At 65.5% G+C, this 12,552-nt stretch carries 11 protein-coding genes; 9 read left to right on the top strand and 2 right to left on the bottom strand.

Annotated features, from left to right (window positions below; all coding sequences use genetic code 11):
• Nucleotides 1-40 precede the first annotated feature (40 nt).
• Complete coding sequence (locus ASG79_RS17910) at nt 41-505, bottom strand: hypothetical protein (protein WP_056392911.1); 465 nt, start codon at nt 503-505, stop codon at nt 41-43.
• A gap of 435 nt (nt 506-940) precedes the next feature.
• On the opposite strand from ASG79_RS17910, the gene ASG79_RS17905 reads away from it, so the two are divergent.
• From ASG79_RS17905 to ASG79_RS17890, 4 genes are all read left to right on the top strand, one after another.
• Complete coding sequence (locus tag ASG79_RS17905) at nt 941-3,046, top strand: transglycosylase domain-containing protein (RefSeq protein ID WP_056392909.1); 2,106 nt, start codon at nt 941-943, stop codon at nt 3,044-3,046.
• Between the two features lie 222 nt (nt 3,047-3,268).
• A complete protein-coding gene (locus tag ASG79_RS17900) occupies nt 3,269-3,961 on the top strand; it encodes a phosphatase PAP2 family protein (RefSeq protein WP_235509848.1) in 693 nt (230 codons plus the stop codon).
• Between the two features lie 133 nt (nt 3,962-4,094).
• Nucleotides 4,095-5,168, top strand: coding sequence for a glucose 1-dehydrogenase (locus tag ASG79_RS17895; protein ID WP_056392906.1), 1,074 nt, complete (start codon nt 4,095-4,097; stop codon nt 5,166-5,168).
• The gene (locus ASG79_RS17890; protein ID WP_056392904.1) at nt 5,165-6,133 is read left to right on the top strand and encodes an aldose 1-epimerase family protein; all 969 of its coding nucleotides are present in this window, start codon (nt 5,165-5,167) and stop codon (nt 6,131-6,133) included. The genes ASG79_RS17895 and ASG79_RS17890 overlap by 4 nt, the downstream gene beginning before the upstream one ends.
• A gap of 121 nt (nt 6,134-6,254) precedes the next feature.
• Here the strand turns inward: ASG79_RS17890 and ASG79_RS17885 are convergent, their stop codons facing one another.
• On the bottom strand, nt 6,255-6,755 hold the full coding sequence (locus ASG79_RS17885) for a MarR family transcriptional regulator (RefSeq protein WP_056392902.1): 501 nt from the start codon (nt 6,753-6,755) through the stop codon (nt 6,255-6,257).
• 84 nt (nt 6,756-6,839) lie between these two features.
• Between ASG79_RS17885 and ASG79_RS17880 the strand changes: the two genes are divergently transcribed.
• The 5 genes from ASG79_RS17880 to ASG79_RS17860 are packed head-to-tail and all read left to right on the top strand — an operon-like array spanning nt 6,840 to nt 12,524.
• A complete protein-coding gene (locus ASG79_RS17880) occupies nt 6,840-7,307 on the top strand; it encodes a hypothetical protein (RefSeq protein ID WP_018768701.1) in 468 nt (155 codons plus the stop codon).
• Nucleotides 7,304-7,969, top strand: coding sequence for a gluconate 2-dehydrogenase subunit 3 family protein (locus ASG79_RS17875; RefSeq protein ID WP_056392901.1), 666 nt, complete (start codon nt 7,304-7,306; stop codon nt 7,967-7,969). Before ASG79_RS17880 ends, ASG79_RS17875 begins: the two co-directional genes overlap by 4 nt.
• Nucleotides 7,966-9,621: a GMC family oxidoreductase gene (locus ASG79_RS17870; protein WP_056392900.1), complete on the top strand. Its 1,656-nt coding sequence runs from the start codon at nt 7,966-7,968 to the stop codon at nt 9,619-9,621. Before ASG79_RS17875 ends, ASG79_RS17870 begins: the two co-directional genes overlap by 4 nt.
• Nucleotides 9,622-9,623: 2 nt before the next feature.
• Nucleotides 9,624-11,414 (top strand): thiamine pyrophosphate-requiring protein, encoded by a 1,791-nt coding sequence (locus tag ASG79_RS17865; protein ID WP_056392898.1) that lies wholly within the window; start codon nt 9,624-9,626, stop codon nt 11,412-11,414.
• Between the two features lie 3 nt (nt 11,415-11,417).
• Nucleotides 11,418-12,524 carry an enolase C-terminal domain-like protein gene (locus ASG79_RS17860; protein ID WP_056392896.1) on the top strand — a complete coding sequence of 369 codons (1,107 nt, stop codon included), beginning with the start codon at nt 11,418-11,420 and terminating at the stop codon, nt 12,522-12,524.
• Nucleotides 12,525-12,552: the final 28 nt, after the last annotated feature.

Below are 12,552 nucleotides of genomic sequence, written 5' to 3'. Positions count from 1 at the left end.
GGGCGGTCGCCTGTCTTGCCCAGCAGGGCTGCTGCCAGCGTCAAGGGCTGGGCGAAGGAACATAAGGCTGGTACTGGTCAAAAGTCCCGTCCTGAATGGGGACGTTGATTCTGGTTTCCTGCCCCTTCACGCTTACTGTCAGGTCAGTGCGCGCCCCGGGAGCCTCCGCGGCACTGTTGAGAATGAGGGGCGTCTGGTCAAACTCCTTGTTCCCGCTTGCCGGGATCCTGACCTGGACTTGCTCGTCGGAGTCGGCCAGGACCATCTCAATATCAGCAGCCGTGGTGTTGATGATCGTTCCCAACACGCGTGCGGGTTCATTTTGCCCTGATGTCACCAGCAGAACGCTTCGCAACTCCAGCCCGGCAAAGTTCAAGTCGGAACCGAGCGCAATGGGATCGCGGTCCCCTTCGGAAGGGTTGTAGCAGCCGGTAGCCAGAAGGGCCGAGATCACCAGGACGGGCAGGAGGCGGAGAAACCGTATGGTGCCGTGGGCGGGTTTCATGGATGTTCCTTTCCCTGGCGTTGAGATGCTGCCGGCTGGTCAAAACAGAAGCCTGCATGAGATCTGCAGGTGACAATGCGGCGGAGATGGCGCAGGTCGCCTGGCAGCCCAGTACAGCTTTTCCCCTGCCCCACCGTGGTTAGCTTTAGGGCTTCATCCGTGGGCTTCCCCGGTATATCCCCCCCCTCAGTGTGGCGCAGCACTTGCGCCAACGCAATCACTATCCACTTAGCAAGTTCCACTTTTCTGAATTGTTGCCCTCCTGTTACCGGATTCAGCCCTGTCGATGCAGATTCGGGACATAGCATTGTTTGCACATTGGCAATCATTCCGAGACAAGCGGCACTAGACCCAGGAGGGGTTGCTTCCAGGCACCCCTGTCCATGCGACGCCTTGATCGAAGTGCAGTGACGACACGACAAGGAATTCTCCTGCATGCTCCTTAGAGACAAACTGTGGCGAAAGGCTGCCGCCTTCATGGCTGCCTGCGTCATCGGCGGCTTCCTGGTCACCGGGCTCCTGGTCCCCGCGGCGGCGTTGGGCTCATCCCTGGCCGCTACATCCACCAAGCTTTTCGAGCAGCTGCCCTCAGTGCTGGATCTGAACCCCCCGGCCCGGAACTCGGAGGTGCTGGCTAAAGATGGGTCGGTCATCGCCACGTTCTATTCGCAGAATCGCGTGCCGGTGGAACTGGAGCAGGTATCACCGTTTATGCGCGACGGGATCGTGGCCATCGAGGACTCCCGTTTCTATGAGCACGGCGGCATCGATCCAGCGGGCATTCTCCGGGCCCTCTACGTGGACACCTTGGGCGGCCGGCAGGGCGCATCGACCATCACCCAGCAGTACGTCAAGAACGTGCTCATCCAGGCGCTGATCTCCAGCGGCAGGGCGGACGAGGTCAAGTCCAGCGCGGCCAGGACCATCGGCGACAAACTTCGGGAGATGAAACTCGCCGTCAGCCTCGAGGACAAGTACTCCAAGGACCAGATCCTTCAGGGCTACCTGAACCTGGTGTATTTCGGCAACGGAGCCTACGGCATCCAGTCGGCAGCCAAAGAGTATTTCGGCGTCCCCGCAAGCGACCTCAGCCTTACCCAAGCCGCCGCCCTGGCAGGAGTGGTCAACAGGCCCCTGTACTACGATCCGATCACCGAACCAGGCCATGTGGTGGCCCGGCGCAATGAAGTTCTGGACCAAATGCTCCAACAGGGTTACATCTCCACGGTCCAGCACGACAAGGCTACCGCCGCGCCCCTCGCCTTGAACGTCCAGCCAACCGTCCAAGGATGCGCCGCGGCGACTTCTCCATACTTCTGCGACTACGTCCAACGTTTGATCCTCAACGACCCCGCCTTCGGGGCCGACGAGACGGCCCGGCGCAGGCTTTTGTACCAGGGTGGGCTGTCCATCCACACCACTCTGGACCCGGACCTGCAAAAAGTGGCCCAGGGACAGGTCAATGCCTCGCTTCCCCCGGCGGATCCCCTGCAGCGCGGGGCCGCCCTTGTCAGCGTCCAGCCCCGGACGGGCAAGATCCTTGCCATGGCCCAAAACACCATATACAACCCGGCGCCTGGGCCCGGACACTACACGGGCAACTTCGCCCTCCCAGAAACGGACAGCCGCGGTAAGCCGCTCCATGGTGCCGGCGGCTTCCAGATCGGTTCCACGATGAAACCATTCGTCTTTGCTGAATGGCTCAATTCCGGCCGGTCCATGGCTGTCCGGCTGGACGGCTCGGTCCGCACCTACAAGGCCGGCTTCCCATGGAAAAACAGCTGCGGCACGACGGCCGGGTCCTACGATCCCGCCCTCGGCCAGACACCCCTGCCCAACGACGACCCCTACCACTACTACCGGATGAGTGTCCTGGAAGGCCTGTACCACTCCATCAACACCATCACGTTCCAGTCAGCAACGCAGCTGGATTTCTGCAACATCCAGAAGATGGCCACAGCGGCGGGCATCAAGGACGGCCACACCAACAAGCCCTACGACCTCTCCAGTATCGCCAACCTGATCGGCACCCAGGATGTCGCGCCGCTGGACATGGCTACCGCTTACGCAACTTTCGCGGCCGGAGGAATCCGCTGCAGACCCGTCGCCTTGGAGACGGTCACCGGACCCGGCGGACACCACTACCCGGTGCCAGCCGCGGACTGCACCCAGACCATCGACCCGGACGTCGCTGCCGGCGTCACGTACGCCCTGAAGCCAGTACTGACCAAAGGATCGGGCTACAACATTCCCGTGAACAAGGAACAGGACATCTTCGCCAAAACCGGCACCACCGACGGACACACCCAGACATGGACCGTTGGCGCCACCACAGGCATCGCCACCGCCTCATGGTTCGGAAGCTACAAAGGATTCGGGCCGGAATGGGCAAATGAGCACATCACCATCAACGGAAAGTACTACGCCGGTCTGGACGGAGCAAACATCGCCGGCACCCAGTGGGCCCACCTCATGAACGCCGCGGCCCCAAAATACCCAGGCGGCCCTTTTCCCTCGCCACCACCATCAATGCTCCGCTGACGGGGGCGGGCCAGCCCCGTATTCCATTGCGCAATTACAATTATTGCGCTATCGTTCATTGATACTCGGTGAAGCAACGGTGGCTTTTTCACGAGCTTCACTTCCCAAACCGCGAAAGTTCCCCAACGACGAGGAACCAGTCCAGCAGGAGGAATGGGTGCCGCCGTGGCAAGCGATTACGACGATGTCCGCCCTGATGTAAAAGAGTCGCAGTCTCAATCCTTGGCTTTTCGCTTAGGCGACGGATTCATTGTTCCCCCAGGCCGGTTCCTCGTCCTGAGCGCAGTGTCACTTGCGCTGGCCCTGGCCGGCGCCGCTTCCTTCTTGCTGACGCTGGGGGAAGTGCTTCACGGCAATGGCGTCACAGCGGCTGACGGGCCCATGACCGAGTGGTTCGTGAATCACCGGACCAGTGCTGCCACCATGGTTCTGGCGGGACTCGCCATTGTGTTCGGCCCGGTCGCCCTTCCGCTGATAACACTGCTCGCCACCACGGCCTGGGCCCTTTTGACCCGCCGCCTTTGGCGCCCCTTGCTGCTCGCCGGGTCGATGCTCACGGGGGTCATCATTACGGAGGTCATCGCCCACGCCGTGGGACGTTCCCGTCCCCCAGCGGCACTGATGATGCTGGGCGCCGATGCCACTTCATCGTTTCCTTCCGGGCACGTCGTCGGTGCCTCAAACTTTCTGCTGATCGGCGCATACCTGCTCTATTCCCGCTCCTCCCGCACGGTTTCCGTAATCGTTGCCTTCAGCGCTGCAGCCGGAGGCCTGACACTGGAAGCAGCAAGCCGCGTTTACCTCGGCTATCACTGGTTTACAGATACGCTCGCCTCCGCCTCCATCTCCGTGGTTCTCCTCGCGGTCGTGATCATGCTGGATATCAACCGCGGCGGCCATGCGGCAGAACAATGAGTGCGAAAGCCGACTGGCTGCCCGGCTGCTGAGCGGGCTCGATGGACGTTAGCGCTTGCTTCCCCCGCACTGTTGCGTCATCGCAAATAAAGCGAGACACTGGCCAGGACAACCACGGCTAAAGGGAGACATCATGCGTGCGCTGACAGTGACCCCGGGAGTCAAGGACTCCCTTCACCTGCGCGACATTCCGGAACCGGCAGCGGGTGAAGGACAAGTGCTGGTGGATGCCCTGGCGGTTGGCCTCTGCGGCACCGACGCCGAGATCATCGCGGCAGATTACGGCGAGGCTCCGCCGGGTCAGGACTACCTGGTGCTGGGCCATGAAAACCTGGGCCGGGTGCGGGAAGCTCCGCGGGATTCCGGCCTCGCCGAGGAAGATTTGGTGGTGGGCATTGTCCGCAGGCCCGATCCCGAACCCTGCAAAGCCTGCGCCGCCGGCGAGTGGGACATGTGCCTGAACGGCAAGTACACCGAGCACGGCATCAAAGGCCTGGACGGATTCGCGCGCCAGCAATGGCGCGCCGACCCGCAGTCGATAGTGAAACTGGAGGCGGGGCTGAAAGACGTGGGTGTGCTGCTGGAGCCCACCACCATCGTGGCCAAGGCCTGGGAACAGATCACCAGGATCGGGCAGCGGGCTTTCTTCGACCCTCATATCGCCGTGGTGACCGGAGCCGGACCCGTTGGCTTGCTCGCCGCACTTCTGGGCGTCCAGCAGGGCCTGGAAGTCCACGTCTTCGACATCGTCAAGGACGGGCCCAAGCCGGAGCTGGTCCGGGACCTCGGAGCCATCTACCACAGCGAATCACTGCCGGACTCCGGCCTGAAACCGAACGTCCTGGTTGAGTGCACGGGCGTCACCCCCGTGGTCCTGGACGCACTGCGCTGCCGCGCCCAGGACGCCATCACCTGCCTGACCGGCGTCTCGGGAACCGGGAACCAAACGGAAGTGGATGTCGGCGCCCTCAACCGCGAGGAAGTGCTGATGAACGGCGTGGTCTTCGGCAGTGTCAACGCCAACCGGCGCCACTACGATGCCGGCGCCAAGGCCCTGTCCTCTGCCAACCCCGACTGGCTGCGCCGCCTCATCAGCCGCCGGGTACCCCTCGAAAACTACGCTGAGGCCTTCCATCACAGGCCTGACGACGTCAAGGTTGTGCTGGACCTGCAAAAGTCCCGCGGCGGCAGAGGCGACCAGCGATGATTCCCCGCCGGGAACCAACAGAAGCCACCATCGACCACCGGCACCCGTCCGGGCTCCAGTACGAAATCCGGTACGGCGGGCAAACCGCGCACCTCACGGAGGTTGGCGGGGCATTGCGGGACTACCTGCTGGACGGCCGCCCCTTGCTGGACGGGTATGGACCGGATGAGATGTGCACGGGCGCACGCGGTCAGTCGCTCATCCCCTGGCCGAACCGGATCAAGGCCGGCAGCTATGAGTGGGAAGGCCGTCGGCTCCAGCTTGACCTGAGCGAGCCGGACAAAGGCGGGGCCATCCACGGACTGACCCGCTGGCGGAACTGGAATGCCCCGGTTGTGGAGCAGACCGACGAATCCATCTCCTTCGCCTACACCCTGCACGCCTGCCAAGGCTGGCCCTGGGTCCTCGACTGCCGGCTGGACTATCAACTCGGTCCGGACGGATTGACGGTGCGGAGCACGGCGGTGAACCGGAGCGACTCGCCGTGCCCCTACGGGACTGGGGCGCATCCTTACCTCAGCACAGGAACGGTGCGCGCGGGCGCTATCGACACCGCCTTGGTCCAGGTGCCGGGGCGGACGTACCTGCCCGTGGATGAACGCGGCATCCCCACCGGGCACGAGCGTGTGGACGGCACAAAGTACGACCTGCGGGAACTCCAGCAACTTGGTGGCCGGCACATCGACGTGGCCTACACCGACCTTCTCCGCGGCGGGGATGGGCGCGCCCGCGTAAGGCTGCTGCGCCCGGACCGCTCCGGAGGAGTTGAGCTGTGGGTGGACGACACATACCCCTACCTGGAGATCTTCACCGGGGACACCCTCCCCCAACGGGACTGCCGCCGGACCGGGCTGGGCGTGGAGCCCATGACGTGCGCCCCTGACGCCTTCAACTCCGGCGAAGGCCTGATCACCCTGGACCCCGGGCAATCCCACACCGGACAGTGGGGCATCAAGCCAGCCTGAAGGATTCCCTCCGCCGATCCGGGTCCAGCAGAGAAGACATCCCACTTTTGCCAACTATTGCGCAAACGCAAATATTGGGTTTCAATGAAAACATGGCTTGCCGCACCAGGATCCGGTCACGTCACGTACCGGCTCCCAACGTAAAGCGACCGTCGGAGGTACCCTGGCCGCCGGCGGCGGCTGCGAAGGCCTCCAGCGCGGCGGCCAGCGCAGGACGCCGGCCCGCAGGCATCCTGGAAATCACCTCTGCGATGGCCTGCCGCCGGTGCTCCAACACGGAGTTGACCAGTTCCTTGCCCTTGCTGGTCAACTCCAACCGGATGTATCGGCGGTCCGCGGGGTCTTCACGGCGCCGCAGCAGGTCAGCCGCTACCAGCCGGTCGCAGATGCGGGTGGCATTGGATGCGTGCACGCCAAGCTCTGCGGCGACGCCGCCGAGGTTTTGTGGTCCGCGGGTATGGATAAGGACCAGCACCCGCAGCTGTGGCGTATTGACGATGTCCTCAACCTCAGCAACAGAGCGGGCCACCACGCGCAGAAGAGTGTCGGCGGCGCCCATCACCGCTTCGACTTCCCGACTTGAAGGTTCAGGGATCAACGCAGATCCGGCAGATGTATCCATGGGCACCAGTTTCCTCTAATGGTTGCTGTCCCGCAAAGTTTGCCAGCTTCCCTCGTCTGTTCGCAGGCGACCCGAAGGAGAATCATGAAGACGCAACACCCGGCAGATCCGGTCCGCAGCACGGTGAATGGCATCGACCGGCTTGTACGGAATGTGCAGACGGGGAGGTTTGAGCGCTCCTTGTCAGGCCTGACGGCTGCCGGTGCCCTGGTCACGGCGGCGGAAATCTATCTGGAACATGACAAGGCCAGTTTCGGCAACAAGTGGATGTGGGTTCCCGTTGCCTTGGGCCCGCTGGGTGCCGCCGCGGGAGTAGCCGGCGTATTCAGCCGCCGCATGGCAAAGACCGCCCTCCCGCTGGCCAGCGCCGCGATCATTGCCAACGGGCTGCAAGGAACCTGGCTGCACCTGCAGGGCATCCGGCAGAAACCGGGCGGCCTGTCCAACCTGCGCTACAACCTGGAGATGGGTCCGCCGCTGTTCGCGCCGCTGCTGGTCACCCTGGTGGGCGGAATGGGGGTGCTGGCCTCCGTCCTGAGGCGGGAACCATGAGCAGCCTCCCACTGGACATGTCCGACGGCGGCGGCCGCTACCCCGGTTTCAGCACCCGCGCCCAGGCGGGCCATTGGGACCGGGCGACTGCCGCCGTCGTCGAGTCCCGCCTGGGTATGCCGCCGGACGTCCGTTTCTTCACGCCCGCAGAGGAGGCCGCAGCGCGCGCCCTCTTCGACCAGTTACTGGGCCAGCAGGGCGAGCCCCGGGTGCCGGTGGTGAACATGGTGGACGCCCGCCTGGCCGATGAGCAAACCGACGGCTGGCACTATGACAACATGCCGAGGGACGGCGAAGCGTGGCGGGCAACGCTCGCGGCGCTGGACCGTGAAGCGCACTCCCGTGCCGGCTCCACCTATGCCGGCCTGGATCCAGAGCAGCAGGCCGGACTCCTCCAGGACATCTGCAATCTGCACCGGGAACTCTGGCACGGCCTGCCGGCGGACCGGGTGTGGAGCCTCTGGACCCGGTACGCCTGCACCGCCTTCTACTCGCACCCCCTGGCCTGGGACGAAATCGGCTTCGCGGGACCGGCCTACCCGCGCGGCTACAAGAACCTGGGTGTGAACCGCCTGGAGCCGTTCGAGGTGCGCGACATCCGCCCCGATGCTGACCCCACCCACGGGCCAACCCACGACGCAGGCCACGGGGCAGACCGGTGAACAGGGTCCGCGAACGCAATGAGTCCGCGTGGCTGCTCCCTTCCGGACCCGGCAGCAACCTTCGGCTGCGGGAGAACATGCGGCGGTACGCCGAAACCGATGAGGTGGACATGGTCATCGTGGGCTGCGGAGCAGGAGGTTCCACGCTGCTGCAGCGCCTGGCACGGGCCGGGTGGCGGGCGGTGGCGTTGGAGGCGGGTCCGTTCTGGGAACCCGAGCAGGACTGGGTCAGCGATGAAGCCGGATCCCACCACCTGTACTGGACCGAACCACGGGTTATTGCCGGGACTGATCCCGTGCCCTTGGGGTCAAACAACTCGGGCCGGGGGGTGGGCGGCTCCATGGTCCACTTCGCCGGGTACACGCCACGTTTCCACCCCAGCGATTTCCGGACCTTCACTGCTGATGGGGTGGGCGCCGACTGGCCCCTGGAGTACGCGGAACTGCGGCCGTTCTACGAAGACATCGAAGCGGAACTGCCGGTCGCCGGGGAGCGCTGGCCGTGGGGCGACCCGCACGGCTACCCGCACCGGCCGCATCCTGTGTCCGGCAACGGCGAGCTGTTCCTGCGCGGCGCCAACGCCCGCGGCATCACCGCGAAGGTGGGTCCGGTGGCCATCGCCAACGGCAGGTTCGGCAACCGGCCGCACTGCATCTACCGGGGATTCTGCCTCCAGGGCTGCAAGGTCAACGCCAAGGCATCCCCGCTGATCACGCACGTCCCGGACGCGCTGGCCCACGGCGCCGAAATCCGCCCCGACTCGATGGCCACCCGGATCGGCTTTGACGAACGCAGCGGGCTGGCAACCGGCGTCGAATATGTCCAGGGCGGTGTCACGAAGTTCCAGCGGGCCCGCCTGGTGGCCGTGGCCGGCTACTCGATCGAAACCCCGCGGCTGCTACTGAACTCCGCCACGCCGCGCTTCCCGGACGGGATGTGCAACGACTTCGACCAGGTGGGACGGTACCTGATGGTCCAGGGCGCGCCCCAAACCGCCGGGCGGTTCCAGGCCGAGGTGCGGATGTGGAAGGCCCCTCCCCCCGAAGTCAGCACGGAGGACTTCTACGAAACGGACCCGGCAAAGCCATACAAGCGGGGATTCTCCATCCAGTGCGTGTCCCCGTTGCCCATTACCTGGGCCGAGCATGTTGCCGCGCAAGGGCACTGGGGGTCCACCCTCCGCCGCTACATGAGCGACTACCCGCACTGGGCCTGCATGGGCGCCCTGTGCGAATTCCTCCCCCTGAAGGAGAACCGGGTAACGCTGGCGGACGAGACGGACCGGCACGGCATTCCCGTGGCGCGCTTCAGCTACGGCCAGTGCGACAACGACCGGCAGCTGATGTCCGCAGCACAGCAGGTCATGGAAGAAATCCTGACCGCTGCAGGGGCAGAGGAAGTCATCACCATCAACCGCTATGCCCACTTGGTTGGCGGGGCCCGGATGGCAGCCACCCAGGACGCCGGTGTGGTGGACCGGAACTGCCGCAGTTTCGCGGTACCCAACCTCCTGGTCACGGACGGCAGCGTGCTGCCCACCCAGGGCAGCGCCAACCCCGCCCTGACCATCATGGCGCTGGCGGCCCGCGCCGCCCGCGTCCTGGTCCAAGGCGCCCGCCGCGGCGCCACGATGAGCGCAAAGGAAGACTGATCATGGCAACCACAGTGGCCGACTACCTGCTCGCACGCCTCGGTGAGTGGGGTGTGGACAAGGTCTTCGGTTTCCCCGGAGACGGTATCAACGGCATCCTGGCCGCCTTTGGCAAGTCCGGCAACCAGCCGAAATTCATCCAGGCACGGCACGAGGAGATGGCCGCGTTCGAGGCCGTGGGCTACGCCAAGTTCGGCGGCCGCGTGGCCGTGTGCATGGCCACCTCCGGGCCCGGAGCCATCCATCTGCTCAACGGCCTCTACGACGCCAAGCTGGACCACGTTCCGGTGGTGGCCATCGTGGGACAGACGGCACGCAGCGCCATGGGCGGCTCCTACCAGCAGGAGGTTGACCTGCTGACTCTCTTCAAGGACGTGGCTTCCGACTACGTCCAGATGGTGACCGTCCCCCAGCAGCTGCCCAACGTCATCGACCGCGCCATCCGTATCGCGGAGGCCCAACAGGCACCCACCGCTGTGATCATCCCGGCCGATGTGCAGGAACTCGAGTATGCCGCCCCCACCCACGACTTCAAGATGGTCCCTTCCAGCGTCGGTGTCCGCTGGCCCGACATCCAGCCTGACACCGACTCGATCCGCGGTGCCGCGCAACTCCTGAATGAAGGCTCCAAGGTGGCCATCCTGATCGGACAAGGGGCGCGGGGCGCGGCCGCGGAGGTCCGGGAAGTGGCTGAACTGCTGGGAGCCGGGGTGGCCAAGGCGCTGCTGGGCAAGGACGCCCTGCCCGATGACCTTCCCTACGTCACCGGCTCCATCGGGTTGCTGGGCACCCGCCCCAGTTACGAGATGATGCGGGACTGCGACACCCTGCTCACGGTGGGATCCAGTTTCCCGTACACGCAGTTCCTGCCTGAACCGGGCCAGGCGCGTGGCGTGCAGATCGACGTCGACCCCAAGATGATCGGGCTGCGCTACACCAACGAATTCAACATCGTCTCCGACGCCGCTGCCGCCCTGCGCGCCCTGATTCCGCACCTGGCCCGCAAGCAGGAGCGGTCCTGGCGGGAAAACCTGGAATCGAACATCAGCCGCTGGTGGGAAACCATGCACGACGAAGCCATGGTCAGCGCCAACCCGGTCAACCCCATGCGGCTGTTCGCCGAACTCTCCACCCGGTTGCCGGCGGACGCGATGCTCAGCGCCGATTCCGGCTCCTCAGCCAACTGGTACGCGCGGCAGCTGAAGTTCCGGGAAGGCGTCCGCGGCTCGCTGTCGGGCAACCTGGCCACCATGGGCCCCGGTGTGCCCTACGCCATCGGCGCCAAGTTCGCCTTTCCGGCCCGGCCCGCCATCGCCTTCGCCGGGGACGGCGCCATGCAGATGAACGGGCTGGCGGAGCTCATCACGGTGAAACACTACTGGCGCGAATGGAATGATCCCCGGCTGGTGGTGGCCGTCCTGCACAACAATGACCTGAACCAGGTCACCTGGGAAATGAGGGCCATGGGCGGGGTGCCGGCCTTCCGCGAGTCCCAGGCCCTGCCCGACGTCGACTACGCGGGTTTTGCGGAGAGCCTGGGGTTGCAGGGCATCCACGTTGAGGACCCCGACGACGTGGGGCCGGCCTGGGAGAAGGCCCTCGCCGCGGACCGGCCCACCCTCCTGGACGTCCGCACCGACCCCGATATTCCGCCGATCCCGCCGCACGCCACCTTTGAACAGGCGCGGAAGACTGCGGAGGCCATGGTCAAGGGCGACGACAGCGCCTGGGGCGTGGTGAAGGAAGGGGTCAAGACCAAGATCCAGGAATTCCTGCCGCACAAGGAGGGCTGAACCGTGTCCGCCGCCGCCACCCCGGTCACCGCCATCCGGGCAAGCGCCTTCACGGTTCCAACCGACGCACCCGAAGCGGACGGCACCTACAGCTGGGACTCCACCACCCTGGTCCTGGTGGAAGCGGACGGCGGCGGGAAGACCGGGTTGGGCTGGACCTACGCCCCGGTGCCGGCGGCGGCCCTGGTGGAAGGCCTGCTGGCCCCGGCCGTCCAGGGCATTGACGTTTTGGACGTGCCGGCCGCGGCAGCTGCGATGGCGCGGACGGTGCGCAACCCTGGCCGGACCGGCCTGGCATCCTATGCCGTGTCCGCCGTCGACTGTGCCCTGTGGGATCTGAAGGCCCGGCTGCTGGAGGTGCCGCTGCATAAACTCCTGGGCGCTGTCCGGGATTCCGTGGCCGTGTACGGCAGCGGCGGGTTCAGCACCTACTCCGACGACCAGCTGCGGGACCAGCTCCAGGGCTGGGCCCAGGGCCAGCACATCCCCCGGGTGAAGATCAAGATCGGCCAGGACGGCGGGACGCACGTCGCGCGGGACCTGGAGCGCATCCGCCAGGCGCGTGCCGCCATCGGGCCCGGCACGGAACTGTTCGTGGACGCCAACGGTGGCTACAGCGCCAAGCAAGCGGTCCGGGTGATGCGGGAAGCAGCAGATGAGCACGTCACTTGGTTCGAAGAACCCGTCTCCAGCGACGACCTCGCCGGACTGCGGGCGGTGCGCGCCGCCGTCGACGCCGACGTGGCCGCCGGGGAGTACGGAACGGGACTGGTGTACTTCCGGCGCATGTGCAGCGCGGACGCCGTCGACTGCCTCCAGGCCGATGTCAGCAGGTGCGGCGGGATCAGCGAATGGCTGCGCGTGGCCGCCGTCGCTGCCGCCCACGGACTGGAAATCTCAGGCCACTGCGCACCCCACCTCAGTGCCGCCGTCGCCGCAGCCACCCCTAATTTCCGGCACCTTGAGTGGTTCCACGACCACGTCCGGATCGAAAACCTGTTCTTTGACGGAGCGCTTGACCCGGACGGCGGGTGGGTCCGTCCGTCGGATGTCCCCGGCAACGGGCTGGCCTTCCGCGCTGCCGACGCCCGCCCTTACCGGGTCCAGTAAAAGCAGGCACCCGCCAACCATGACAGGA

The sequence above is a fragment of the Arthrobacter sp. Soil761 genome, assembly GCF_001428325.1.
Lineage (GTDB): Bacteria > Actinomycetota > Actinomycetes > Actinomycetales > Micrococcaceae > Arthrobacter.
The sequence above is the reverse complement of the archived record's forward strand: the minus strand, read 5'-3'. Positions and strand labels throughout refer to the sequence as shown.

Coding starts and splice junctions, on each gene's coding strand:
- ASG79_RS17885 (WP_056392902.1), bottom strand. CDS start 6,755: ATGGATACATCTGCCGGATCTGCGTTGATCCCTGAACCTTCAAGTCGG.
- ASG79_RS17880 (WP_018768701.1), top strand. CDS start 6,840: ATGAAGACGCAACACCCGGCAGATCCGGTCCGCAGCACGGTGAATGGC.
- ASG79_RS17865 (WP_056392898.1), top strand. CDS start 9,624: ATGGCAACCACAGTGGCCGACTACCTGCTCGCACGCCTCGGTGAGTGG.
- ASG79_RS17890 (WP_056392904.1), top strand. CDS start 5,165: ATGATTCCCCGCCGGGAACCAACAGAAGCCACCATCGACCACCGGCAC.
- ASG79_RS17910 (WP_056392911.1), bottom strand. CDS start 505: ATGAAACCCGCCCACGGCACCATACGGTTTCTCCGCCTCCTGCCCGTC.
- ASG79_RS17895 (WP_056392906.1), top strand. CDS start 4,095: ATGCGTGCGCTGACAGTGACCCCGGGAGTCAAGGACTCCCTTCACCTG.
- ASG79_RS17905 (WP_056392909.1), top strand. CDS start 941: ATGCTCCTTAGAGACAAACTGTGGCGAAAGGCTGCCGCCTTCATGGCT.
- ASG79_RS17875 (WP_056392901.1), top strand. CDS start 7,304: ATGAGCAGCCTCCCACTGGACATGTCCGACGGCGGCGGCCGCTACCCC.